Below are 22852 nucleotides of genomic sequence, written 5' to 3'. Positions count from 1 at the left end.
CAGCGGTGCCGGCCGGCAAGGCCCCCGCCGACCCGGGGCCGGCGGCGGGGCGGTTCAGTCGCGGTTGGCGAAGCGGAAGCTGTCGTCGAGCTGGGCGTAGTCCAGCAGGATCTGGGCGGCCTCCTGCACCTGGACCTGCTCCACCGGCTCCTCCTCCTCTTCCTCGTCGCTCTCCTCGCCGCGGGCGTCGACCCACTCCTCGAGGGGCTCCAGGCCCAGCGCCTCGCGGCGCTGGTTCTCCAGGGCCAGCTGTTCGGCCTCCTGGGATTCCACCTCGCGCTGGCGCTGCTCGCGGTTGAGGCTGACGCTGGTGTTCTCCTCGCGCAGCTGGCGATTCAGCGCCGCCTGCTGCTCGAGGTAGCGGAAGTTGGGGTGTTCCTCGGCGCGGCGCCGGTGGCGGTCCTTGAGGTTTTCCAGGTAGCGCCACGGCTCGCCGTATTCGCGATACTGCACCGAGCGCACGGTGTCCCAGTCCAGGGCGTTGTCCAGGCTGCTCTCGCCGATCAGCTCGGGGTCGATCAGGCTGGGGAAGATGATGTCGGGTTCCACGCCGCGGTGCTGGGTGCTCTCGCCGGAGATGCGGTAGAACTTGGCGCGGGTCAGCTTGATCTCGCCATGGCTGAGCTCGTTGAGGGTCTGCACCGTGCCCTTGCCGAAGGTGGAGGTGCCCACCACCAGGCCGCGGCCGTAGTCCTGGATGGCACCGGCGAAGATCTCCGAGGCGGAGGCGGACAGGCGATTCACCAGTACCACCAGTGGGCCGTCGTAGACGGTGCCGGTGTCGGTGTCGCCGTAGAGGCTGATGCGCCCGCGGGCATCGCGCACCTGGACGGTGGGGCCGCGGTCGATGAACAGGCCGATCAGCGAGTTCGCCTCCTGCAGGGCGCCGCCACCATTGTTGCGCAGGTCGAGCACGATGCCCTCGATGTCTTTCGCCTTGAGGCGCTCGATCTCGTTGGCCACGTCGCGGGTGGTGCTGCGATAGTCCTCATCGCCGGCCTGCCAGGCGTCGAAGTCCACGTAGAAGGTGGGGACCTCGATGACGCCGACCCGGTGGGGGCCGTCGTCGCGCTCCAGTTCGATCACCTCGCCGTGGGCCGCCTGGTCCTCCAGCTTGACGGTGTCGCGGGTGATCTCGACCACCTTGGAGCGGGTCATGTCGACGGCCTGGGCGGGCACCACGTCGAGGCGTACCACCGAGCCCTTGGGACCGCGGATCAGGTCCACCACGTCGTCGAGGCGCATGCCGACCACGTTGACCATCTCGCCGTCCTCCTGGCCGACGGCGACGATGCGGTCGGCGGGCTCCAGCACGCCGGCGCGATCCGCCGGACCGCCGGGTACCAGGCTGGCCACCTTGACGTATTCGCCATCGGCCTGGAGCAGGGCGCCGATGCCCTCCAGCGAGAGGCGCATCTGGATGTCGAAGGACTCGCCCTGGCGCGGGGAGAGGTATTCGCTGTGGGGGTCGACGCTGCCGGTGGCGGCCGCCATCAACAGCCCGAAGACGTCATCCGCGTTGGTCTGGCGCAGCCGGCTGAGCTGGCCCTCGTAGCGCTGGCGCAGGTTGGTTTCCACCTGCTCCTCGTCCTGGTCGCTGATGGCCAGGGTCAGGGCGGCGTTCTTCAGGCGCTTGGCCCACAAGTCGTCGAGATCCGCCATGTCCTGGGCCCAGGGGGCGTCCTCGCGCTCCAGCTCCAGGCGCTGGCGGCCGTCGTAATCGAAGTCCAGGCCCTCGTCGAGGCGTGCCAGCAGCCACTCGAAGCGCGCCTCGGCGCGCTCGTGGTAGCGCTGGTAGAGGGTGAAGAAGCCGTCGAGATCGCCGTCGAGCAGGGCATCGTCGAGGCTCTCCTCCAGGTGGCGAAACTCCTCCACGTCCTCCTCGAGCAGGAAGGCGCGCTGGCCATCCAGGATGTCCAGATAGCGCTCGAAGGCCCGGCGCGACCAGGCGTCGTCGAGATCGACGTCGGCGTAGTGGCCGTAGCGCAGCGATTCGGCGACCTCCGTGGCCGCCTGGCGCTGGGCGTCGGTGGGTTGCGGCTGCGCCAGGGCGACCGTGGCGACCAGCAGCAGGCCGGCCAGCACGGCGACCGTACGGCCCAGATTGGCGAGCGGGCTCATCGATGAAGCACTCCTGGTTTCATGTACACTCATATCCCTTGACCCTTGCTCGGCCCGTGAGTTGCGCGGGCCGAAAGGGCATTGTAGCAGCTTCCCCCGTCATCCCATGACATCCATGTAGAGGAACCCATGCCCCAGGACGACCTGCTCGAGCGATTGTTCGACTTCCTGCGCCGTTCTCCCACCCCCTGGCATGCCACCGCCAACATGGCGGCCCGCCTCGAGGCGGCCGGCTTCCGGCGCCTCGACGAACGCGAGGCGTGGCAGCTGGCGCCGGGGGATCGCGTCTTCGTGACCCGCAACGACTCCTCGATCATCGCCCTGCAACTGCCGGAGGATGGGCTCTCGGCGCTGCGCATGATCGGCGCCCACACCGACAGCCCCGGGCTGCGGCTCAAGCCCAACGCCGCCCAGACCGCGGCCGGCTGGCTGCAGCTCGGCGTCGAGACCTATGGCGGGGTGCTGCTGGCGCCCTGGTTCGACCGCGACCTGGGGCTCTCCGGCCGGGTGCACGTGCGCCATCCCGACGGCCGCCTGGAGGGCCTGCTGCTCGATGTCGACCGGCCGGTGGCGATCATTCCCAGCCTGGCCATCCATCTCGACCGCGAGGCCAACGACGGCAGGGCGCTCAACGCCCAGACCCAGATGGCGCCGGTGCTGCTGCAGGGGGGCGAGGGAACCGACCTGACGCGGCTGCTCCAGGGCTGGATCGCCGAGCAGCACGGCCTGGACGACATCGAGCTGATCGACTTCGAGCTGGGCTTCCACGATATGCAGCCGCCGGCGCGGGTCGGCGTGCAGGGCGAGCTGATCGCCAGTGCCCGGCTCGACAACCTGCTGTCCTGCTTTATCGGGCTAGAGGCCCTGCTTGCGTCGGATGGCCGGCAGGGCGCGGTGCTGGTGGCCAACGATCATGAGGAGGTGGGCAGCGCCAGCGCCTGCGGCGCCCAGGGCCCCTTCCTGGGCGACGTGCTGCGCCGGGTCAGTGAGCGGCTCGGTGGGGGAGGCGAGGAGGCCTACATTCGCCTGATCCAGGCATCCAGGATGATCTCCTGCGACAACGCCCATGCCCTGCACCCCAACTTCCCGGACAAGCACGACGCCGCCCACGGCCCGGCGCTCAACGGCGGGCCGGTGATCAAGGTCAACGCCAACCAGCGCTACGCCACCAACAGCGCCACCGCGGCGATGTTCCGCGAGCTCTGCCGCCAGGCCGAGGTGCCGGTGCAGACCTTCGTGACCCGCGCCGACATGGGCTGCGGCAGCACCATCGGGCCGATCACCGCCACCGAGCTGGGCGTGCCGACCCTGGACGTGGGTGTGCCCCAGTGGGCCATGCACTCCATCCGCGAGACCGCGGGCAGCCAGGACGTCGCAGCCCTGACCCGGGTGCTCGCCGCCTTCTGCAATCGCGCCGAGCTCGACTGAGCGCCCATGAAAAAAACCCGGCGCCAATGGCGACGGGTTTGCTGTTCTGGTGGCTACGCCCTGACTCGAACAGGGGACCCCATCATTATGAGTGATGTGCTCTAACCAACTGAGCTACGTAGCCAGCGGCGCGTACTCTATCCGCCGCCGGACGGGCTGTCAACTCCCTGTCGGCGGGGCTAGGCGGCCACCGATCCGCGCTTGACACCCCCAGGGGGGCTCGGTAATATTCGCGCCACCTCGACGAGGCGAGACATTGCGTCCCATTCGTCTAGTGGTCCAGGACACCGCCCTTTCACGGCGGTAACAGGGGTTCGAACCCCCTATGGGACGCCACTCGACTCATCAAGGTGCCGGAGCGCGGGAATAGCTCAGTGGTAGAGCATCGCCTTGCCAAGGCGAGGGTCGCGAGTTCGAATCTCGTTTCCCGCTCCAAGCTTTCAATATGAAAGCCGATGCGTCCCATTCGTCTAGTGGTCCAGGACACCGCCCTTTCACGGCGGTAACAGGGGTTCGAACCCCCTATGGGACGCCACTTCTCCGGAAACAGTGCGAGACAAGCGGGAATAGCTCAGTGGTAGAGCATCGCCTTGCCAAGGCGAGGGTCGCGAGTTCGAATCTCGTTTCCCGCTCCAAAGGTTGCAAGCGGTAGCGAGCCAAGGCTCGGGTCACGAGCTGGAACGCCAGCCCGGTCGATCTCGTTTCCCGCTCCATGCGTCCCATTCGTCTAGTGGTCCAGGACACCGCCCTTTCACGGCGGTAACAGGGGTTCGAACCCCCTATGGGACGCCACCTCGCTCGCACCGGCGGTACTCGACAAGCGGGAATAGCTCAGTGGTAGAGCATCGCCTTGCCAAGGCGAGGGTCGCGAGTTCGAATCTCGTTTCCCGCTCCAAAGTTTGCAAGCGGCAGCGAGCCAAGGCTCGGGTCACGAGCTGGAACGCCAGCCCGGTCGATCTCGTTTCCCGCTCCAACCCCCCCTGTATTTTTAATGATGTCTGCCGCCGTGCAGGCGTTTTCGCGTGTCCGACCGTCCGACCCTTACGGGTCGCGACTTGAAGTCGTGGCGGTCCGACCCCATACCAGTATCCCTTTGCGGCCCGTCCGCACCTCGATCCCGACTGCATCCAAGGATTGCGCATGGCCGAACCGGCTCTGTCCATCCGTGGCCTCACCAAGGTCTACGGCAATGGTTTCCAGGCCCTGAAGGGCATCGACCTCGACGTCGCCGAGGGGGACTTCTTCGCGCTGCTGGGCCCCAACGGCGCCGGCAAGTCCACCACCCTCGGCGTGGTCTGCTCGCTGGTGCAGAAGAGCGCCGGCCGGGTGTCGATCTTCGGCATCGACATCGACCGCGACTTCGCCCGCGCCAAGTACCACCTCGGCGTGGTGCCCCAGGAGTTCAACTTCAACCAGTTCGAGAAGGTCCTCGACATCGTGCTGGCCCAGGCCGGCTACTACGGCATGTCGCGGCGCGAGGCGCTGCCCCGGGCCGAGCAGCTGTTGCGCGACCTCAGCCTGTGGGACAAGCGCAACGGCAGCGCGCGCATGCTCTCCGGCGGCATGAAGCGCCGCCTGATGATCGCCCGTGCGCTGATGCACCGGCCGAAGCTGCTGATCCTCGACGAGCCCACCGCCGGCGTGGACATCGAGCTGAGGCGCAGCATGTGGGAGTACATGCGCCGCATCAACCGTGAGGAGGGCACCACCATCATCCTCACCACCCACTACCTGGAGGAGGCGGAGAGCCTCTGCCGCAACGTGGCGATCATCAACCACGGCGAGATCATCCGTAGCACCAGCGTGCGGGAGCTGCTCACCGAGCTGGATACCGAGACCTTCCTGCTCGACCTGGCCCACCCGGTGGAAGCGGCGCCCGAGGTCGAGGGCTTCGAGGTGAGCCGGGTCGAGCCCTCCCAGCTCGCCGTGGTGGTGCACCGCGGCCAGCGCCTCAACGACGTCTTCTCGGCGCTGGGCGAGCAGGGCATCCAGGTGGTGTCGATGCGCAACCGTGCCAACCGCCTCGAGGAGATGTTCGTCTCCATGGTGGAGGGCGACCAGGGCGCGATCGACCGTCACGAGGAGGTGCGCGCATGAATCCCCGTCAGATCGCCATCGCCCTCTGGACCCTGGTGCTCAAGGAGATCAAGCGCTTCACGCGCATCTGGCCGCAGACCCTGCTGCCGCCCTCGATCACCATGACCATGTACTTCATCATCTTCGGCAACCTGATCGGCTCGCGCATCGGCGAGATGGACGGCTACACCTACATGGACTTCATCGTCCCGGGGCTGATCATGATGGCGGTGATCACCAACAGCTACTCCAACGTGGCCTCGAGCTTCTTCTCCAACAAGTTCCAGCGCAGCGTGGAGGAGATGATGGTCTCGCCCATGCCCAACTGGGTGATCCTGGCCGGCTTCGTGCTGGGCGGCATGACCCGCGGCCTGGGGGTGGGGGTGATCGTGACCCTGGTGTCGCTGTTCTTCACCCGCCTCAGCGTGGCGCACCCGCTGCTGACCGTGCTGGTGGTGGTGCTCACCGCGGCGCTGTTCGCCATCGGCGGCTTCATCAACGCCCTGCTGGGCAAGAAGTTCGACGACATCTCCATCGTGCCGACCTTCATCCTCACGCCGCTGACCTACCTGGGCGGGGTCTTCTACTCGATCTCGCTGCTGCCGGACCTGTGGCAGGGCGTGTCGATGCTCAACCCCATCCTCTACATGGTCAACGTCTTCCGCTACGGTTTCCTGGGCGTCTCCGACATCCCGGTGGGCTGGGCGCTGGCCGCCATCCTCGCCTTCATCGTCGTGCTGTTCGGCATCGCCCTGTGGATGCTCGAGCACGGCAAGGGGATCCGCTCATGACCGCCGAACGTCCCGAGACCCTGGCCCAGGCCCCGCTGGGGCGCGAGTCCGCCTATCCCGAGCGCTATGATGCCGGGCTGCTCTATCCCATTGCCCGCGCCGCCAACCGGGCGCCGCTGGGCATCGCCGAGGGGGCCCTGCCCTTCGTCGGCGAGGACGAGTGGCACGCCTTCGAGCTCTCCTGGCTCAATGCCAAGGGCAAGCCCCGGGTGGCCGTGGCGCGTTTCCGGCTGCCGGCGGAGTCGCCGAACCTGATCGAGTCCAAGTCGTGGAAGCTCTACCTCAATGGCTTCAACCAGACCCGTTTCGACAGCGGCGAGCGAGTGGTCGAGACCCTCGAGCGTGACCTGGCCGCGGCCGCCGGGGCGCCGGTGACCGTCGAGCTGCTCGACGTGGACGACGCGGCGCTGACGCCGCGGCGCCTGCCCGGCGAGTGCCTCGACGACCTCGATATCGAGATCACCGACTACACGCCCAGTGCCGAGCACCTCCGGACGGGGGAGGCGATCGTCGAGGAGACGCTCTATTCGCACCTGCTCAAGTCCAACTGCCCGGTCACCGGCCAGCCCGACTGGGGCAGCGTGATGATCCGCTACCGCGGGCCACGGCTCGACCGCGAGGGGTTGCTGCGCTACCTGGTCGGGTACCGCCAGCACCAGGACTTCCACGAGCACTGCGTGGAGCATATCTTCATGGACCTGCTGGAACGCGCCCGTCCCGAACGGTTGCTGGTGCTGGCGCGCTACGTGCGCCGCGGTGGCCTGGACATCAGCCCCTGGCGCGCCAGCCCCGGCGAGCGTCCGCCCGCCCCCCTTCGCTTGTCGAGACAATAGGCCCGGCACGACAGTAGGGCGGCGCGCTGGTAGAGTGGCGAGAAAGGTTCTCGTCTGAACATGGCCAAGGGAGACATCGGATGGATGCGCTGACGCTGCTGCACGAACGCGGTTCCATGGGCAAGCTGATGGGCCCGCCGCCCAGCCCCGAACAGCTCGAGGCGATCTACCGAGCGGCGCTGCGTGCACCGGACCACGGGGAGCTGCGCCCCTGGCGCTTCATCGAGTTCTCCGGCGAGGGCCTCGAACGCCTCGGCGAGCTGTTCGCCGAGGCGGAGTATCGCGAGGACCCGCATATCGGCGACGAGGCCCTGAACGCCGCCCGCAAGAAGCCGCTGCGAGCGCCCATGATCATCGCGGTGATCGCCCGGGTCACCCCGGACGTGCCCAAGGTGCCGAAGATCGAGCAGGTGATCTCCGCCGGCTGCGCCGCCCACGGCATCCTGCTGGCGGCCCATGCCCAGGGGCTCGGCGCCATGTGGCGCAGCGGCAAGTACGCCTTCGATCCCGTGGTGCGCAAGGGCCTGGGGCTGGACGAGGACGACGAGGTGGTGGCCTTCGTCTACCTGGGCCGGCTCGGCGGGCGCCACAAGCCGCTGGCCGAACACCGCATCGCCGACTTCGTGGAGCACTGGACCTGAGCATGCGCGAGATCGGCGTTCCCCATCCCCGCCCGGCGCTGCCCGCGCAAGGCGGCGAGGACGACCCGGGCGAGTTCCTCGCCTGGCTCGCCGAGGCGATTCCCATGGTGGGCCACCTGGGCATCCGCGAGATGCGCCGCGACGGCGACCGGCTGGGCTGGTCGCTGGCGCTCGCCCCCTCACTCAACGACAAGGGCACCGGCTTCGGCGGCGCACTGGCCGCCCAGGCCACCCTGCTGGGCTGGTGCTGGACCACCCTGTGGCTGCGCCGCCGAGGCCTGGCCCGGGACGTGGTGGTGGCCGAGGCCGGCCAACGCTTCCTGGCCCCGGTGATTGGCGACTACCGCCTGGAGTGCGAACCCGAGGACGCCGCCGGCCCCGACGCGCTGGCCGAGCGCCTGGCGCACCGCGGCAAGGGGCGCATCGCCCTGGTGCAGCGCCTGTGGTGCGGCGATACCCTCTGCCTCGAGGCGCGTGGCGACTATGCGGTGCTGCCGGAGCGCTGACCGGGCGCTCCCCCGGCCCGGCGCAGCGTGTCGGTATCGCTCAGGTCGATCCAGCCCATGGCACGTTGCAGCACCACGGTACGCAGCTGGCTAGAACGCCTGGGCGTTGACCAGCAGGTGTGCCGCCACGCCAGCGGCGGAACCCATGGACAGCAGGCTGCCGCAGGAGTGCCAATATCTGGGAGGTGGAGCTCGGACACCGTGCGATATCACGCAGCCGAAACGCGAAAGGGGAACCAGGCGGTTGCCTGGTTCCCCTTGCTTCACTATCCGGTGGCGGAGGGGGAGGCCGCCGCTTCCACATTTCATGGAGTGTCATGCCGTGTCGAATACCCGCCACAACTACCGCCATTGCTGAATATATTGTGTTATCTAGTGTCATCGCCTACCATCCAATTGAACCCCTTATGTTGGGTTGTTGGTTGGAGGAGCGACGATGCCCAAGAAAGCCCGCGAACTGTCCGCCGCCGAGGTAAGGCGCCTCACCGAGCCAGGGCTGTATGCCGTTGGTGGCGTGGCCGGCCTGCAACTGCAGGTGGCCAAGACCGGCGCGCGCTCATGGGTGCTGCGTATCAAGATAGGGGATCGCCGCCGCGACATCGGCCTGGGCGGTTTCCCTGACGTCCCCCTGGCCGACGCCCGGTCGAAGGCCCGCGCCCTGCGAGAGCAGATCACCGCTGGCATCGACCCGGTAGAAGAGAAGCGCGCCGCCCGCCTGGCCCTGAAGGCGCAAACGCAGCGCCTCACCTTCGATGAAGCGGCGGGAAAGTTCCTGACCCTCAAGCGCCATGAGTTCAAGAACGCCAAGCACGCCGCCCAGTGGGAGAGCACCCTGGCGACCTACGCCTCGCCCGTCATCGGCCAGAAGCGCGTGGATGAGATCACCCTGGCCGATGTCGAGGACCTGCTGACCCGGGACAACCTGTGGTTGGCCAAGACCGAGACCGCCAAGCGTGTTCGCGGGCGCGTCGAGAAGGTGCTCGACTGGGCTACCGCCGGCGGCCATCGCTCCGGCGACAACCCGGCCCGCTGGCGCGGGAACCTGGACGCCCGCCTACCCAACCCCAGCAAGGTCGCCACGAAGCGCCACCATGCCGCCCTGCCGATCGACGACATGCCCCGCTTCATGCGCCACCTGGCGGACATGGAGGGCGGCGGCGCCCGCTGCCTGGAGTTCGCTATCCTGACCGCCACGCGCTCCCGCGAAGCCAAGGGGGCATGCTGGAGCGAGATCGACCTGGGGGCGCGTCTGTGGACGATTCCTGCCGAGCGCATGAAGGCGGGCAAGGAGCATCGCGTGCCGCTCTCGCGGGCCGCGGTGGCGCTGCTGAAAGCCCTTCCGAGACATGAGGGCACCGACCTGGTATTTCCATCGGCACGCGGCAAGCTGCTGTCCGAGAACACCCTGACCGCCGTCATCAAGCGGATGGACAGTGCCATGCCCGAAGGCCAGAAGTACCGTGACCCGAATACCGACGGCGTCGTCACTGCCCACGGCTTCCGCTCGACGTTCCGCGACTGGGCCGGCGAGCGCACCGCTTACCCGGGCGACATCTGCGAGATGGCCCTGGCCCACACCATCAAGAACAAGGCCGAGGCCGCTTATCGCCGCGGCGACCTGCTCGAGAAGCGACGCCGGCTGATGAAGGACTGGGCGCAATTCTGCGCCGAGGGCGACACGCAGGGCAGCGTGACGCCGATTCGCAAGGAGGCGTAAGAAGTGGCCCCGGGGAGGTGGGCTTCCCGGGGCCTGCACACCGGCAACCACTGAGAGGAGATGCCGACATGCAATCCAATGCTACCACGACCGTAGTAGCCGAGCTGACCCAGGTAGAGCGAGCCGACCAGGTCGACGAGCATACTCGTAAGGCACATGCCCTGGCGGTATTCCTGTCGAACCATTTCATTGACGTCGAGAACGGTGGGGATCCTAACCCTCCCGAGGCAGTGTCCAGTGTGACGCAGTGCCTTATTGACCACCTCGAGGAACTCAGGAAGCTCAATCGCTGAGGGGCGCGAACATGGATGACCCGAACTTCGAGCAGTTCGTCGCCGAGTGCGAGGCTGCCGACGACTACTGGGAGGAGATGCGGCTGCTCGCCAAGCGATCAGAGATGCCCCAGGATCCTGCTTACTGGCTGGATAAACAAGAGGCAGAGTTGCCGGGGGCCCTGGAACGGGCCCCGGAATCTGTCGCCTCGGAATTTGGTCCGTTGATCACAGGCCAGATACAGGGTTGCCGCCGCTGGCTGCAGCGGGGCGATGAAGAAAATGCCAAGATACTGTTTGTCGTGCTGGCTGAGAATATCGAGCGGCTGAAACACAACCTCAGTCTGCACACGTCTGCGCCTATCCGAGAAGGAGCTCGAAAGGGAGGGAACGAGAAGAATCGCAACTATCAGCAGCAAAGGGGCGCGTACCAGCCGTACATAGAAGATCTGTCCGAGAGGCGCCCAGACTTTTCCTATGCCGAATTACAGCGCCAGGCCGCCCGTCACTTCGGATGTTCACCTGATACCATCAAGCGCCATACCAGAAACCCCCGTAAAAAGTAGGGGCAGTGCCCGCCACACCCCCCACCCCTCCGAGCCATGCTGACCTCGAACCGCCATGATACGAGGTTAAGCCGCATGGAAAGTCCCTCTCTTGATAGCCCTGTCTTTCTGTCCGCACCCAAGGTTGCGAGGCGTGAAGATGTCAGCGTCCCAACCATATGGAGGTGGGTGAGGCAAGGCCGATTCCCTGCCCCCGTCAAGCTGGGCGAGAACTGTACTCGCTGGCGTCTGAGCGACCTCGAGCGTTGGGAAGCTGAGCGCAGGGAGGTCGCATCATGAGGTTAACAGAAAGCCTCGCCCTGGCGGCCACCAGCGGCGAGGCTTCAACAAACATCATGCCTTCTCATCATAGCCGATACACCGCCGTAGAGCATCCCCATCAGGCGCCGTCGATCGCGAGAGGTGGCTGATGGATTGGAATGACCTGCACCAAGCCCGTGGCCCAGATGAGGTTCGCCGGCAGCTGCATACCGCCCTCGAGGCGGCCAACGATGGCGAGGCGGCGGGAGAACCGAGCCCACCCAAATGCCCCCAGGGCGAAGGCCCTGAGCCCGAGGCGCAGGAGAAATCGAGACGGGGATTCGGCTTCGACCGTATCGGCGACCTGCTCAAGAGCGCCAGGGCGCCAGAATGGCTGATCAAGGGCATCCTCGAGCGGGGCGCCTTCGGGGCTGTAATCGGGCCGCCTGGCTCGGGGAAAAGCCTCGCTGTCATCGACATCGCGGTCTGTGTGGCCACTGGCATGCCTTGCTTCGGTAGGGAAGTGGCCAAAGGCCTCGTGATCTATATCTGCGGGGAAGGCCATGCGGGGGTTGTCCGTCGCTGCTCGGCCAAGTCGATACATTCTGGGGTGTCTCTCGCTTTTGCGCCGCTATTCATATCCAGGACGAGCACCCAGCTTGACCGGGCCGACGCCGCGGCCATGGCGCGAGCTCACATCAGTGAGATCGTCGAGCAGACTGGACAGGATCCGGTTCTGATTATCGTGGACACGCTCGCCAGGAACTTCGAGGGTGACGAGAACAGCGCCGCCGACATGGGCGCCTTCGTCCGTAACCTAGATGCGATAGGCCAGGAATGGGGAGCCACAGTGCTTGTCGTGCATCACACCGGTAAGGACGCCCGCCAGGGTGCGCGCGGATCGACGGCACTGAGGGGGGCGCTGGATGCGGAATACAGCATCTTCAAGGACGTCGGCGGCAATGTCGTGTTGCGCTCGGAGAAGATGAAGGACGCCGCGCCACCACAACCGATGTCGTTCGAGATGGAGTCCGTGGAGCTTCCGCTGCGGGACGAGGACGGAAACCCTGTGTTCGGAGTGGTGCTGGCCGAGCTTGGCGGTTACCAGCCGAAGGCAGCCGACGCGATCCGGCTTGGCAAGAACGAACAGGTCGCGCTGGATGCACTGGCGCAGCTCTTCCAGGAACACCGTGAACGGCTTGAACAAGGTGGCGGAGATCCTTCCACCGCCAGAGTGGAGGTCGCCGAGTGGAGGGAGCGCACTGGCCTTGATCGCCGGCGGTGGCCAGAGGCGAAGGAACGGCTTGAGGAGAAGGGGCTCGTCAGGCTGTGCCATCCCTATGCCGAGCTGATGGGTTGAGGTGTCCGAATGTCCGGTTTAGGTGTCCGAAACGTCCGAAGCGTCCGGCGATCGCAGTCCGATACGTCCGCCCCCCTTTAGGGGGGCGGACGGACGGACACTTTCCGGACCGGACGGGCATTATCAGAGTAGTCGTGCAGGGGTCGGGCAGATGCTTGGCGTATCCCTGGTGGACACCGCCGCCTCAAGGATTTTTTCGTGCGTGAGGAATTGAAAGGAAATTCACCACGGTATCCAGGCGCCTCGATGGGAGGTGCTGAGTATGGACGAGGGGTAGGTCGAAACCTCAGCGGCGCCCCGCGAAGACCGCCGCCGAATCTTTCCGTGCTCAAGCGGGAAAAATGGGAGGGGGGTATGGCTGGGCTGGAACTCAACAGGAGACAGAGATGGTAATACATGACTTGCGCACGCCGATGATGGCGAACTCCAAGGTGATTGAAACGGAAGAGAATCCAATCACGCTACTGAGATCCCTGAACGACCGCTCTCGGGTAGTAATGCTGATGTACAAGCCAGACCTAGATCCGACCAGCTTGGTTTACTGCTTCATGTCGTTCAACCCTGAAAACGGAGAGCTGGGCTTTGCCTATGGTGGAGACGCTCAAGAAGCGTATGAACTGGCGCAGGCGCAATACCAGCGCGAAACATCACCCTACGGGGCCACCACACAGTGAGGTGATGAATGCGATCGCTAAGACCACCTGATAAGCAGACCGAAGAACGTATTTCACAGACTGCCGAGCAGCTACGGAAAGCGTGCGAAAGGAGCGGTGTCTTTATCACGGCCGATGATCGTGTGGCGGAGGAATCTGCCGCCGCTCTTGTTGGCATGGCGGCGGGATCACTGAAGAATTGCCGGCAGTTGGGCAACGGTCCTGATTACTACCGATGCCCAGCGGGAGGAGGTCGAATTAGTTACCGGCTGATTGATCTTGCCAAATGGATCGAAGAGCGAAGGGAAGACTGGTAGCGGGACGGAAAGACATTAAAAGGCATGTTGGTTATCTGCTCTGTCGCCGATGATAACCAGGCACCCATTACCAAAGCCGAGGGTTAAACCAATGGTTAACGTTGTAGAGCAATATCAAAAAACTCAAGACAATCTGAAGCAACTCGATGTCGACCTGAAAGCTTTCGGTGACGACATGAAGCACTTCACTGGTGAGGTAAAACAGACCGTTGCGGAGGCCAACGCGCGGATCCACGCCCTGGAGCAAGCCGTTGCAGACGGCGGTGGTGGTATCACTCCCCCAGGCATGGGCGGCCCCGCCTCGTTGGGCTCCATTGTGCTCAGTGATGCCGAGAGCAACAGTGCCTTCCAGAGCTTGGAGCAATGGAACCAGGGCACCTGTCGACTGAAAGCAACCGCCCCCATCAAGGCGGCACTGACCCATGACGACCCGACCAACACCATGCCGAGCAACCCCGAGCGGGGCGCCATCGTGCCGCAGGGTGGACGCCGCCGGCTGCGTCTGCTGGACGTGCTGCCGTCACGGCCCACCGGCTCCGATGCGGTGGAGTTCGTGCAGCTCAACGCCAGCGGGGACGCTGACGAGCAAGAGGCGGAAGGCGACACCAAGGCCGAGATCACCTTCGATGGCGAGTTGAAGCGCTGCGAAATCGCCACGGTGGCGGGTCATACTACGGTGAGTCGCCAGGTGCTGTCGGATCACGCGGCCCTGCAACGCGCCATCGACCAGGTGATTCGCTACAAGCTGCTGAGCAAGCTGGAGGATATGATCATCAACGGCGGCAGCGCCTCCTCCTCAGGCGGCAAGATCGTGGGGCTGGCCAACGATAGCTCGGCATTCGTCCCGACGATCACCGCCGGCGGTCCCGCCGCCGACATCATCGGCGAGTCCCTGGTGCGCCAGGCCGATGCCGGCTATATGCCGAACCTGGTGCTGATGAACAGCATCGACTGGTTCGCGCTCCAGATTACCAAGAACCCCGACAACGAGTATCTGTTCGGCTCGCCGACGATGCCCGTCGATGAAGCGCTGTGGAATCAGGTGATCATCCCGAGCGCCTCGGTGCCGCAGGACGTGGCCTACACGATCGACACCAACTTCGTCTCGGTGCTGGACCGTGAACAGCCGACCATCATGCTCAGCAACAGCCACGCGGACTATATGACGCGGAACCTGCTGCTGATCCTCGGTGAGCTTCGCGCCGGCCTGGAAGTGACCGACACCTTCGCGGTCTACAAGATCGACCTCACCACCTCAGGTGCCTGATGCGTAAGGCACTGAGGAAGGCCCTGGACCGTATCGACCAAGGCGCCAAGCGCCGCGAGAAGATCCGCGTCCAGGGCAACAAGCGCAAGCACCTTCGTCAGCAGAACACAGGGGGAGTTTGAGCGGATAGGGGCCCCCTAGTGAGTTTCCCCCACCGCTCCCAGGATCAGTCGGCGAGTGCCTGGACGCAGAAAAACCCCGACAGCCAGCGGACGCCAACCACAGCTTCAGAGGGCGTCGCGGCTGGCTTCCCTTCCTGCCCGCAATGGTACTCCCTATGAGCAGCGACCATGACCGAGCGCCCATGTGGCCGGCCTATTACAACTGGCCAGTACCGGCCCCTGTCGAAAGCGGAAAGCGTCTGACCCGTAAGGATCGCTCCGTGGTGAACCGCCAGGCGTACAACGCAGCTCGCCTCTTCGAGGAGCGCGAGCGGAAGCGCCTGCGTGCACTTCCCCATCTCAGCAAGTCCGAGGCCAACCGCCTCGCCCACCATCTCGCCGAGAGCTACTTCGAGGGTGAGCGGCAACGTCTCTTGTCCTTGGCCGGAAGGGGTTGAGGATTTAGGGCCAGGTGGACGGCATAGGTGGGGTAAACACCGCGGGAAAGACGAAGATCTGACGGCGGAAGACACGATGAAGACCTGACAATGAGGTAACCCATGGCTACTAAATCACTCGGGCAGCTGACGCTCGACCTGGTCGCCCGTACCGGATCGTGGGATAAGGGCATGACCAAGGCCCAGCGCAGCGCGAAGCAATGGCGGAAGAGTGTCGAGAAAGACCTACGCGCCGTCGGCACTGCCTTCACGGCTGCCGGTGTCGCTGCTGCTGCCGGTGCCGGCGTCCTGGCCGCCTCGGCTGCATCGACGTCCAAGGATATGCGGGAGCTTGTCCGCGAAGCCGAGATCCTGAACACCACGGCCGGCGACCTGAGCGCGTGGGAATACGCCTTCGAGGCCATGGGCGGGAAAGGTGGCAAGGTCCGCGACATCTTCAAGGACCTGAACGACAAGGTAGGCGACTTCGCCCGCACTGGTGGCGGTGAGGCGGCTGATGTCTTCGAGCAGCTTGGCCTACAGGCCGCGGACTTCATCGGCCTGGCACCGGATCAAGCCTTGCTGCGCATCGGTGAGGCCCTGGACGGCCTGAGCCAGAACGAAAAGACGTTCTTCATGGAGTCGATCGCGGACGACGCGAGCCGGTTGATTCCCCTGCTGGACAACAGCGCCGAGCGATTCCGCACCCTGGCTGATGAGGGAAAGAACTTTGGCGCCGTCGTGACCAGCGAACAGGCCGAGGTTGCCCAGGGCTTCGACCAGATGCTCGAGCGCGCCTCGAACATGGTGAGCGGCTTTCAGACCCAGCTGGGCGCCGAGCTGTCGCCCACCTTCGAGGGGGTGCTTAACTGGCTGGACGAGATCACCGCCGGCTTTGGTGGTCCGAGGGAGGCAGCGCAAGCCCTGGCAATGGCCATCGTTACCGCCATGCGCGACTCGGTGCAGGGTGTGCAGGTGCTGACCAGCGGGCTGGAAGACGCCTATGACATGTATCTCGGCATTCGTGAGATTGAAGCGCAGGCCAAGGCCATCGGCGGCACGATCAACAACATGATCGAGGGTGACGACACCCTGCCGGACGGCTTCATGGATCTTCAGCAGATCCAGGCCGAGCGGGCCCAACTGGCCAGCGGTGAGGGCATCGGGTCCGATGCCGTGGCGTCCCTCGACAGGCTCCTCGAGCACATGGACGCCGCCAGCAAGAGCCCGGCCCTGCCGGAGCTGAACGACAACGCCATCGCCGCCGCCGCCAATGTCGGCATCCTGGCCAACTCAGTCGATGACGCCGCTGCCGCCATGACCGCCTCCCGGGACAACCTGATCAGGCAGATGACCGGGGCGGGTGTCGTGCCGACCAACTCGCAGGGCGCCGTTCCCGAGCTCGCCGCGGCGCTCGCCGCTGGGCTCAACCTGTCCAGCATCACGCCGATGAGCGCCGACCAGTTCGAGACGGGTGGCGTGGCACCATCGATGAAACTGGATAGCGCCGTGCAAGCCGTGGCGGGGGCAACGGGCGGCGGATCCGGCACAACCCACACGATTCACTTCAAGGTAAATGACCAGGACGTCGGCACAGTGCAAGGTGATGATGCCTTCGCCCAACAGCTCGCCGACGTGCTGCAAGGCGTGGCCGGCAGTGTTAGCAGCCGATGACCTGACCCGCTGGCTGGGGGTTTTTTCTCCCGCAGACCACCCAGCCCGTTCGGCGCATCACAGAAAGTCTTTGCATCATGTGATCCTTCTAGCTTCAAGGCGAGCCCCTGGAGGCATCCCCGCAGCGTGCCCGTCATGGTGGCCATCACCGATGAATAATCCAGGACTATCCGGCGGGCGCCATGCCGTTTAGGCACGAATATTGCTTGATGGGACAATTTGTGCAATTGCAGGAACCGGGCCACCAAGCAAATTTCATGCCTGAAACTACAAGCCACCGCCGTCGATACTTGCGCTATCACCAAGGAGTGACGTCATGCCTCGCGACCCATTCGCTCACAAACTGCGCGACAGCGCCGCCTATCGGGCCGACCGGTTGGAGGAGGGGCGAGAGCGCCTGCACCGCCGCCTGGTATGGGCGATGCACCGCGGCGACCAGCGCGCTATGGCTTGGCTGGAGAAGCGTCTGGAGGCGCTGGAGGCCGACCTGGCCGACGAGATCACCCCAGGGCGAGCGCCTGGCCGGCATGACCGGCATCGCATCAACGGGTGATGCCCTGACGCAAAAAACCCGCCTCACTACCGTTTCCGGCTTGTGGGGCGGGTTGTTGGGCAGCTTGCGAAATCGTCGCTAACTACCTGATTCTGAAACTGTATTGGCGGAGGGGGAGGGATTCGAACCCTCGAAGCCTTTCGACTTACACACTTTCCAGGCGTGCTCCTTCGACCACTCGGACACCCCTCCGCATTGTGGTTCCCACGCCCGGGCGGCTGGGCCTTTCGCGTCAGAACGGCGCGTATGTTAACGACCTAAGTGCGCGAATGCAAGCCGTTTCCGGTGTTGTGGGGTAGCCGCCCGGCCGGGCCGCTTGACAGCCGTGGAGGGCGAACTCGATAGTCCAGCGATCGGTCGCCGTCATGCGAGGTGGGGCTTGGACGTCGAGGCGCTCGGGGTCAACGAGGTCGCGATCCGGCTGGGGGCCTTCCTGCTGGTGCTGGGGGGCATGCTGGCCTGGGAGCGGCTGGCGCCGCGTCGCGCGCCCACGGTGAGCCGGGCCCTGCGCTGGCTCAACAACGCCGGCATCGTGGCCCTGGATACCCTGCTGGTGCGGCTGCTCTTCCCGGCCGGGGCGGTGGCGCTGGGCCTGTTCGTGGAGGCCAATGGCTGGGGGCTGCTGCAGTGGCTGGGCTGGCCGCTATGGTTGACCCTGCCGCTGGGCGTCGTCTTCCTGGACCTGGCGATCTGGGCCCAGCACGTGCTCTTCCATGCGGTGCCTGCCCTGTGGCGGCTGCACCGCATGCACCATGCCGATCTCGACTTCGACGTGACCACGGGGCTGCGCTTCCATCCGCTGGAGATCCTGCTCTCCATGCTGATCAAGGCCGGAGTGGTGGCCATGCTGGGGGTTCCGGGGCTGGCGGTGCTGGTCTTCGAGGTGCTGCTCAACGCCACCTCGATGTTCACCCACGGCAACGTGCGCCTGCCGCCTCGCCTGGAGCGCCCGCTGCGCTGGGTGCTGGTCACCCCGGAAATGCACCGCATCCACCACTCCTGGCATCCCGAGGAGACCAACAGCAACTACGGCTTCAATCTCTCGTGCTGGGACCGGCTGCTGGGCACCTACCGGGCCGCCCCCCGCGACGGCCACGAGACCATGACCATCGGCCTGCACGAGTTCCGCGACCCGCGCTGGTTGCGGCTCGACCGCATGCTGCTGCAGCCCTTCCGGCGGCCGGACGGCTCGCCGCCGCGACCCGGCGCGCCGGGGCCCTGAGGGTCGCCTGCGACGCGATGCGGCGGGGCCTGCCCTCGGACGGGCGACTGGGCTATGCTGGGCGGACCATCCATCGACAGGGAGAGTCCCCATGTCCTTACGCCCCATGCTCGCCGGCCTGCTGCTGGCCCTGCCGCTCACCGCCCTGGCCGAGACGCCTAACATCGTGCCCGGTGAGTGGGAGTTCACCAGCACCACCTCGGTGCAGGGCGATATGCCGATCCCCGACCAGACCGAGACCTCCCGCGAGTGCATCGCCCAGGGCGACCTGGACGACCCCGACTTCCAGATGATCGAGGAAGAGGAGGGCTGCGAACTGCTCGAGCACAACGTCGATGCCGACGGCATGGACTACCGCATGGTGTGCGAGGCTGAGGGCGGTGAGGCCAACATCGACGGCCGCATGGACTTCCTCGGCGAGACCACCGAGGGCCAGGTCGACGTCACCGTCCAGTCGCAGATGGGCGAGATGCAGATGAACACCCAGATGGAGGGTCGCCGCATCGGCGACTGCTGATCCCGCCTGCCTCAGCACCGGGCCACGGGCAGTTCGTCCCAGCGCGTCGTCCAGCGGTTGCTGAGATGCGCGCAGCGCAGTTGCCAGGCCGCCCCCGGACGGGGGCGGCCGAGGGTGACGGTGCCGCGTCCCATTCGCCGATTGATCTCGTCCAGCGTCGCCATCAGGCGTTCGCTGCGCTCCCGTTCGGCCTGGGCCTGGGGGGCGTCCAGCAGCGAGAGCTGACGGCGCCGGGTTTCGACCAGGTCGAGTAGCATCACCCCGGCCTTCATGAAACGGTGGTTCGGCCGGTGGATGGCCGTCAGCGCCTGCTGGGCGGCCTGGATGATCTCGCGGCTGTCGTCGCTGGGCCGGGCCAGCTCGACGATGGCGGCGGGTGAGTACTGCGCCAGGTCGGGGCGGTGGGGGTCGGTCTTGAGGAAGACGTGGACCGCCCGCGCCAGGCCGTGCTGGGTGCGCAGCTTCTCGGCACCGCGCTGGGCGTGCTGGCGAATCGCCTCGCGCAGTTCGCCGAGCTCGCCGGTCGGGCGGCCGAAGGAGCGCGAGGTCATGATGCGCTGGCGGGCCGCGTCGAGGTCGTGCATCTCGATGCAGGGCACGCCGCGCAACTCCAGGGCGGTGCGCTCCAGCACCACGGAGATGTGCCGGCGGATGCGCATGGGGTCGGCCTCGGCCAGGTCCCGGGCCGTGTGGATGCCGAGCAGTGCCAGACGCTCGACCAGGCGCTGACCCAGGCCCCATATCGCCGCCATTGGCGTCTGCCGGAGGATCGCCTGGGTCTCATGGCTGCCGGGGCTGAGGACGCAGACCCCGTCGTAGCCCGGCAGCGCCTTGGCGGCGCGGTTGGCCAGCTTGGCCAGGGTACGGGTCGGGGCGATGCCCACGCTCACCGGGATGCCGGTGTAGCGGTGGACCCGCCGGTGCAGGTCGCGGGCATGCGCATGCAAGCGCGCGGCGGTGAAGCCCTCGCAGCGGATGAACATCTCGTCGATGGAGTAGGGCTCGACCCCGGCGCAGAGCTCCTCGAGCACCGCGCGTACCCGCCGGGACATGTCGGCGTAGAGTTCGTAGTTGGAGGAGAGCAGCTCGAGTTCGCCGCGCCTCCACCGGGGACGCAGCTCGAAGGCGGGGGTACCCATGGCCACGCCCAGCGCCTTGAGCTCCTCGGAGCGGGCGACCACGCAGCCGTCGTTGTTGGACATCACCCCCACGGGGCGCCCCAGCAGGCGTGGCTGGAAGACCCGCTCGCAACTGACGTAGAAGTTGTTGCCGTCGATCAGCCCGAACATGGCGGCGTCAGCAGCTCGTGGATGACCGCGGTGACCACGCCCCAGACCTGGCAGTCGCGCTCGGCCACCGGGATCGGTGCATAGCGCGGGTTGGCGGAGCAGAGGTGGGGCCGGCCATCGAGCAGCGCATAGTGCTTCACGGTGATCTCGCCCTCGACCATGGCCACCAGCACATGGCCGGGGCGGGCCTCGATGGCGCGGTCCACCACCAGCAGGTCGCCGTCCTGGATGCCCAGGCCCTCCATGCTGTCGCCCTTCACCGTCATGAAGAAGGTGGCGGCGGGGCGTTTCACCAGGTGGGCATTGAGGTCCAGGGTGCGCGCCTCGTAGTCCTGGGCGGGGCTGGGAAAGCCCGAGAGCCCGGCGCGACCGCTGTCCAGTGGATGGCTCAGGGGCAGCGGGGGCGGCTCGGGATGGGGAAAGCGAATGGCGGACATGGCAAGCCTCCTTCTCGATACTGATATTTATACAGTAAAGGGGAGGATCGGCCAAATACCGTGGAGCGAAGCCCGCCACCGGCATGCAAGGGCAGTTCGGCACGGGTGGGAGGATCGGAGTAGCTGGCCGATCTCCCCCTCGACGTTGAACGCCAGCAGGCCGTCCGGCAGATCGCGTATTCGATGATCCTGGTCGACAGCCCAAAGCCGTGGAACAGGCCATCCCGCAGGCCAGAAGCCCCTGGTGCAGGGCCATATCGATCACTGCCTGGAGGAGGTCATCGGCCCCTTGAGCGAGCCTGAGGAGTTCAAGGCGATCGCCCGCTACCTGTAAGCTCTAATGAGGCGCCACTGCCCCTCGAGGAGGTCCCATGCTCGACGTACTCGCCCACCGCGTCTACCGCCATCTGTTTCTGGCCCAGGTCATAGCGCTCGTTGGCACCGGCCTGACCACGGTCGCTCTCGCGCTGCTGGCCCATGACCTGGCCGCCGGGCAGGCGGGAGTCGTGCTGGGTACGGCCCTGGCGATCAAGATGGTGGCCTACGTGGGCATCGCTCCGCTGGTGGGGGCCTATGCGGCGCGCCTGCCCCGGCGCTGGCTGCTGGTCGGCCTGGACCTGTTGCGTGCGGCCGTGGTCTGCGCGCTGCCCTTCGTCACCGAGGTGTGGCAGGTCTATGTGCTGATCTTCCTGCTCAATGCCGGCTCGGCGGGCTTTACGCCGGTCTTCCAGGCGACGATCCCCGACATCCTCGAAGACGAGGGGCAGTATACCCGGGCGTTGTCGCTGTCGCGTCTCGCCTATGACCTGGAGAACCTGCTGAGTCCCCTGACCGCGGCGGCGCTGCTGGTGGTGATGGGCTTCGATGTCCTGTTCCTGCTCAACGCCCTGGCGTTCCTGCTCTCGGCGGCCCTGGTCGTGTCGGTGACGCTGCCGTCGCCTCGCCCCGTGGCGGACGCGCCCGGCGTCTGGCGGCGCGTCTCCCACGGCATGCGGATCTACCTGGAGACGCCCCGGCTGCGCGGACTGCTGGCGTTGAACCTGGCGGTCGCGGCCTCCGGGGCCATGCAGATCGTCAACACCGTGGTGGTCGTGCGCTCCGCCCTGGGCCTGGGCGAGCGCGAGGTGGCCCTGGCCTTTGCCGCGGCCGGTGGGGGGTCCATGCTGGTGGCCTTGCTGCTGCCCCGAGTCCTGGAGCGGGTGCGCGAGCGTCCGCTGATGCTGCTGGGGGGCCTCCTGATGACGCTGAGCCTCTTCCTGGGCGTGCTCGGCCCCGGGTTCGCCGGACTGCTCGGGCTATGGTGGCTGCTGGGGGCCGGCGCCTCGCTGGTCATGACTCCCACCGGGCGCCTGCTCAAGCGTTCTTGCCAGCCCGAGGACCGACCGGCGCTGTTTGCTGCGCAGTTCTCGCTGTCACACGGCTGCTGGCTGGCCGCCTACCCGCTGGCGGGCTGGATGGGGATGCACCTGGGGCTGGCCGGAACCTTCGCCCTGTTGGGAACGACAGCACTGGCGGCGACGGGGCTCGCGGCCCTTGTCTGGCGTCCCCCTGACCCGATGGTCCTCGAGCACGAGCACGCCCCCATGACCCACGCCCACCTGCACTACCACGATGAGCACCATCAGCACGCGCACGAGGGATGGGAGGGGCCGGAACCCCACAGCCATCCCCACCATCACCCCGGTGGCCGGCATAGGCACGTCTTCGTGATCGATGGCCATCACGCGAGATGGCCGTCGTGATATCACGGGAAGAAGCCCTTTCGTTCTACTGTGGCCGCAGTCCTCTGGATGGTGCGGCTTGGTTGGCCCGCTCGCAGCTGACCTAGCAGTCG

22 protein-coding genes and 8 tRNA genes are annotated in these 22852 nt (G+C 66.2%); 25 read left to right on the top strand and 5 right to left on the bottom strand.

What is annotated here, in order from left to right; genetic code table 11:
- Nucleotides 1-54: 54 nt before the first annotated feature.
- Nucleotides 55-2121 carry a carboxy terminal-processing peptidase gene (locus QWY80_RS00735; RefSeq protein ID WP_290228751.1) on the bottom strand — a complete coding sequence of 689 codons (2067 nt, stop codon included), beginning with the start codon at nt 2119-2121 and terminating at the stop codon, nt 55-57.
- Nucleotides 2122-2250: 129 nt separating this feature from the next.
- Here QWY80_RS00735 and QWY80_RS00730 point away from each other — a divergent pair, with 129 nt between their 5' ends.
- Nucleotides 2251-3549: a M18 family aminopeptidase gene (locus tag QWY80_RS00730; protein ID WP_290228750.1), complete on the top strand. Its 1299-nt coding sequence runs from the start codon at nt 2251-2253 to the stop codon at nt 3547-3549.
- Nucleotides 3550-3596: 47 nt separating this feature from the next.
- Here QWY80_RS00730 and QWY80_RS00725 read toward each other — a convergent pair.
- Nucleotides 3597-3673 (bottom strand) — tRNA-Met (locus QWY80_RS00725).
- 136 nt (nt 3674-3809) lie between these two features.
- On the opposite strand from QWY80_RS00725, the gene QWY80_RS00720 reads away from it, so the two are divergent.
- The 21 genes from QWY80_RS00720 to QWY80_RS00620 all read left to right on the top strand — a co-directional run bounded on the left by QWY80_RS00720 (nt 3810) and on the right by QWY80_RS00620 (nt 17553).
- Nucleotides 3810-3885: transfer RNA gene (locus QWY80_RS00720), tRNA-Glu, on the top strand.
- A gap of 24 nt (nt 3886-3909) precedes the next feature.
- Nucleotides 3910-3984, top strand: a tRNA-Gly gene (locus tag QWY80_RS00715).
- 24 nt (nt 3985-4008) lie between these two features.
- Nucleotides 4009-4084, top strand: a tRNA-Glu gene (locus tag QWY80_RS00710).
- A gap of 25 nt (nt 4085-4109) precedes the next feature.
- Nucleotides 4110-4184: transfer RNA gene (locus QWY80_RS00705), tRNA-Gly, on the top strand.
- Between the two features lie 81 nt (nt 4185-4265).
- A tRNA-Glu gene (locus QWY80_RS00700) sits at nt 4266-4341 on the top strand.
- A gap of 28 nt (nt 4342-4369) precedes the next feature.
- Nucleotides 4370-4444: transfer RNA gene (locus QWY80_RS00695), tRNA-Gly, on the top strand.
- A 245-nt stretch (nt 4445-4689) separates the two neighbouring features.
- Nucleotides 4690-5646, top strand: a complete 957-nt coding sequence (locus QWY80_RS00690) for an ABC transporter ATP-binding protein (RefSeq protein WP_290228749.1) — start codon at nt 4690-4692, stop codon at nt 5644-5646.
- Nucleotides 5643-6416 (top strand): ABC transporter permease, encoded by a 774-nt coding sequence (locus QWY80_RS00685; RefSeq protein ID WP_290228748.1) that lies wholly within the window; start codon nt 5643-5645, stop codon nt 6414-6416. Before QWY80_RS00690 ends, QWY80_RS00685 begins: the two co-directional genes overlap by 4 nt.
- Nucleotides 6413-7249: an NADPH-dependent 7-cyano-7-deazaguanine reductase QueF gene (gene queF / locus QWY80_RS00680; RefSeq protein ID WP_290228747.1), complete on the top strand. Its 837-nt coding sequence runs from the start codon at nt 6413-6415 to the stop codon at nt 7247-7249. The genes QWY80_RS00685 and queF overlap by 4 nt, the downstream gene beginning before the upstream one ends.
- 80 nt (nt 7250-7329) lie before the next feature.
- Entirely contained in the window at nt 7330-7890 is a 561-nt protein-coding gene (locus QWY80_RS00675) for a nitroreductase family protein (RefSeq protein WP_290228746.1), read from the top strand.
- Nucleotides 7891-7892: 2 nt separating this feature from the next.
- Complete coding sequence (locus QWY80_RS00670; protein WP_290228744.1) at nt 7893-8396, top strand: YiiD C-terminal domain-containing protein; 504 nt, start codon at nt 7893-7895, stop codon at nt 8394-8396.
- Nucleotides 8397-8832: 436 nt separating this feature from the next.
- A complete protein-coding gene (locus tag QWY80_RS00665; RefSeq protein ID WP_290228743.1) occupies nt 8833-10113 on the top strand; it encodes a tyrosine-type recombinase/integrase in 1281 nt (426 codons plus the stop codon).
- 68 nt (nt 10114-10181) lie between these two features.
- The gene (locus tag QWY80_RS00660) at nt 10182-10406 is read left to right on the top strand and encodes a hypothetical protein (protein WP_290228742.1); all 225 of its coding nucleotides are present in this window, start codon (nt 10182-10184) and stop codon (nt 10404-10406) included.
- Nucleotides 10407-10417: 11 nt separating this feature from the next.
- A complete protein-coding gene (locus QWY80_RS00655) occupies nt 10418-10951 on the top strand; it encodes a hypothetical protein (RefSeq protein WP_290228741.1) in 534 nt (177 codons plus the stop codon).
- A gap of 36 nt (nt 10952-10987) precedes the next feature.
- Entirely contained in the window at nt 10988-11230 is a 243-nt protein-coding gene (locus QWY80_RS00650; protein ID WP_353960429.1) for a helix-turn-helix transcriptional regulator, read from the top strand.
- A 130-nt stretch (nt 11231-11360) separates the two neighbouring features.
- Nucleotides 11361-12551 (top strand): AAA family ATPase, encoded by a 1191-nt coding sequence (locus QWY80_RS00645; RefSeq protein ID WP_290228739.1) that lies wholly within the window; start codon nt 11361-11363, stop codon nt 12549-12551.
- 386 nt (nt 12552-12937) lie between these two features.
- The gene (locus QWY80_RS00640) at nt 12938-13225 is read left to right on the top strand and encodes a hypothetical protein (RefSeq protein ID WP_290228738.1); all 288 of its coding nucleotides are present in this window, start codon (nt 12938-12940) and stop codon (nt 13223-13225) included.
- A gap of 387 nt (nt 13226-13612) precedes the next feature.
- Nucleotides 13613-14788, top strand: a complete 1176-nt coding sequence (locus tag QWY80_RS00635; protein ID WP_290228737.1) for a phage major capsid protein — start codon at nt 13613-13615, stop codon at nt 14786-14788.
- On the top strand, nt 14788-14910 hold the full coding sequence (locus QWY80_RS00630; RefSeq protein WP_290228736.1) for a hypothetical protein: 123 nt from the start codon (nt 14788-14790) through the stop codon (nt 14908-14910). Before QWY80_RS00635 ends, QWY80_RS00630 begins: the two co-directional genes overlap by 1 nt.
- Before the next feature lie 539 nt (nt 14911-15449).
- Entirely contained in the window at nt 15450-17000 is a 1551-nt protein-coding gene (locus QWY80_RS00625; RefSeq protein ID WP_290228735.1) for a hypothetical protein, read from the top strand.
- Between the two features lie 316 nt (nt 17001-17316).
- Complete coding sequence (locus QWY80_RS00620; protein ID WP_290228734.1) at nt 17317-17553, top strand: hypothetical protein; 237 nt, start codon at nt 17317-17319, stop codon at nt 17551-17553.
- Between the two features lie 104 nt (nt 17554-17657).
- Here QWY80_RS00620 and QWY80_RS00615 read toward each other — a convergent pair.
- Nucleotides 17658-17745, bottom strand: a tRNA-Ser gene (locus QWY80_RS00615).
- 187 nt (nt 17746-17932) lie between these two features.
- Between QWY80_RS00615 and QWY80_RS00610 the strand changes: the two genes are divergently transcribed.
- Nucleotides 17933-18775 carry a sterol desaturase family protein gene (locus QWY80_RS00610; RefSeq protein WP_290228733.1) on the top strand — a complete coding sequence of 281 codons (843 nt, stop codon included), beginning with the start codon at nt 17933-17935 and terminating at the stop codon, nt 18773-18775.
- 91 nt (nt 18776-18866) lie between these two features.
- Nucleotides 18867-19292: a DUF3617 domain-containing protein gene (locus QWY80_RS00605; RefSeq protein WP_290228732.1), complete on the top strand. Its 426-nt coding sequence runs from the start codon at nt 18867-18869 to the stop codon at nt 19290-19292.
- A gap of 11 nt (nt 19293-19303) precedes the next feature.
- Here QWY80_RS00605 and QWY80_RS00600 read toward each other — a convergent pair whose 3' ends face one another.
- Entirely contained in the window at nt 19304-20581 is a 1278-nt protein-coding gene (locus QWY80_RS00600) for a Y-family DNA polymerase (protein ID WP_290228731.1), read from the bottom strand.
- Nucleotides 20569-21018, bottom strand: a complete 450-nt coding sequence (locus tag QWY80_RS00595) for a LexA family protein (RefSeq protein WP_290228730.1) — start codon at nt 21016-21018, stop codon at nt 20569-20571. Before QWY80_RS00595 ends, QWY80_RS00600 begins: the two co-directional genes overlap by 13 nt.
- A 371-nt stretch (nt 21019-21389) precedes the next feature.
- Between QWY80_RS00595 and QWY80_RS00590 the strand changes: the two genes are divergently transcribed.
- Complete coding sequence (locus QWY80_RS00590) at nt 21390-22760, top strand: MFS transporter (RefSeq protein ID WP_290228729.1); 1371 nt, start codon at nt 21390-21392, stop codon at nt 22758-22760.
- Nucleotides 22761-22852: the final 92 nt, after the last annotated feature.

It is taken from the genome of Halomonas ramblicola (assembly GCF_030409215.1).
Classification (GTDB): Bacteria; Pseudomonadota; Gammaproteobacteria; order Pseudomonadales; family Halomonadaceae; genus Halomonas; species Halomonas ramblicola.
This window is presented reverse-complemented; position numbering and strand designations above follow the sequence as displayed.

Excerpts from the sequence above, each read along its gene's own strand:
- QWY80_RS00735 (WP_290228751.1), bottom strand. The coding sequence starts at position 2,121 with ATGAGCCCGCTCGCCAATCTGGGCCGTACGGTCGCCGTGCTGGCCGGC.
- QWY80_RS00730 (WP_290228750.1), top strand. The coding sequence starts at position 2,251 with ATGCCCCAGGACGACCTGCTCGAGCGATTGTTCGACTTCCTGCGCCGT.
- QWY80_RS00690 (WP_290228749.1), top strand. The coding sequence starts at position 4,690 with ATGGCCGAACCGGCTCTGTCCATCCGTGGCCTCACCAAGGTCTACGGC.
- QWY80_RS00685 (WP_290228748.1), top strand. The coding sequence starts at position 5,643 with ATGAATCCCCGTCAGATCGCCATCGCCCTCTGGACCCTGGTGCTCAAG.
- queF (WP_290228747.1), top strand. The coding sequence starts at position 6,413 with ATGACCGCCGAACGTCCCGAGACCCTGGCCCAGGCCCCGCTGGGGCGC.
- QWY80_RS00675 (WP_290228746.1), top strand. The coding sequence starts at position 7,330 with ATGGATGCGCTGACGCTGCTGCACGAACGCGGTTCCATGGGCAAGCTG.
- QWY80_RS00670 (WP_290228744.1), top strand. The coding sequence starts at position 7,893 with ATGCGCGAGATCGGCGTTCCCCATCCCCGCCCGGCGCTGCCCGCGCAA.
- QWY80_RS00665 (WP_290228743.1), top strand. The coding sequence starts at position 8,833 with ATGCCCAAGAAAGCCCGCGAACTGTCCGCCGCCGAGGTAAGGCGCCTC.
- QWY80_RS00660 (WP_290228742.1), top strand. The coding sequence starts at position 10,182 with ATGCAATCCAATGCTACCACGACCGTAGTAGCCGAGCTGACCCAGGTA.
- QWY80_RS00655 (WP_290228741.1), top strand. The coding sequence starts at position 10,418 with ATGGATGACCCGAACTTCGAGCAGTTCGTCGCCGAGTGCGAGGCTGCC.
- QWY80_RS00650 (WP_353960429.1), top strand. The coding sequence starts at position 10,988 with ATGCTGACCTCGAACCGCCATGATACGAGGTTAAGCCGCATGGAAAGT.
- QWY80_RS00645 (WP_290228739.1), top strand. The coding sequence starts at position 11,361 with ATGGATTGGAATGACCTGCACCAAGCCCGTGGCCCAGATGAGGTTCGC.
- QWY80_RS00640 (WP_290228738.1), top strand. The coding sequence starts at position 12,938 with ATGGTAATACATGACTTGCGCACGCCGATGATGGCGAACTCCAAGGTG.
- QWY80_RS00635 (WP_290228737.1), top strand. The coding sequence starts at position 13,613 with ATGGTTAACGTTGTAGAGCAATATCAAAAAACTCAAGACAATCTGAAG.
- QWY80_RS00630 (WP_290228736.1), top strand. The coding sequence starts at position 14,788 with ATGCGTAAGGCACTGAGGAAGGCCCTGGACCGTATCGACCAAGGCGCC.
- QWY80_RS00625 (WP_290228735.1), top strand. The coding sequence starts at position 15,450 with ATGGCTACTAAATCACTCGGGCAGCTGACGCTCGACCTGGTCGCCCGT.
- QWY80_RS00620 (WP_290228734.1), top strand. The coding sequence starts at position 17,317 with ATGCCTCGCGACCCATTCGCTCACAAACTGCGCGACAGCGCCGCCTAT.
- QWY80_RS00605 (WP_290228732.1), top strand. The coding sequence starts at position 18,867 with ATGTCCTTACGCCCCATGCTCGCCGGCCTGCTGCTGGCCCTGCCGCTC.
- QWY80_RS00600 (WP_290228731.1), bottom strand. The coding sequence starts at position 20,581 with ATGTTCGGGCTGATCGACGGCAACAACTTCTACGTCAGTTGCGAGCGG.
- QWY80_RS00595 (WP_290228730.1), bottom strand. The coding sequence starts at position 21,018 with ATGTCCGCCATTCGCTTTCCCCATCCCGAGCCGCCCCCGCTGCCCCTG.
- QWY80_RS00590 (WP_290228729.1), top strand. The coding sequence starts at position 21,390 with ATGCTCGACGTACTCGCCCACCGCGTCTACCGCCATCTGTTTCTGGCC.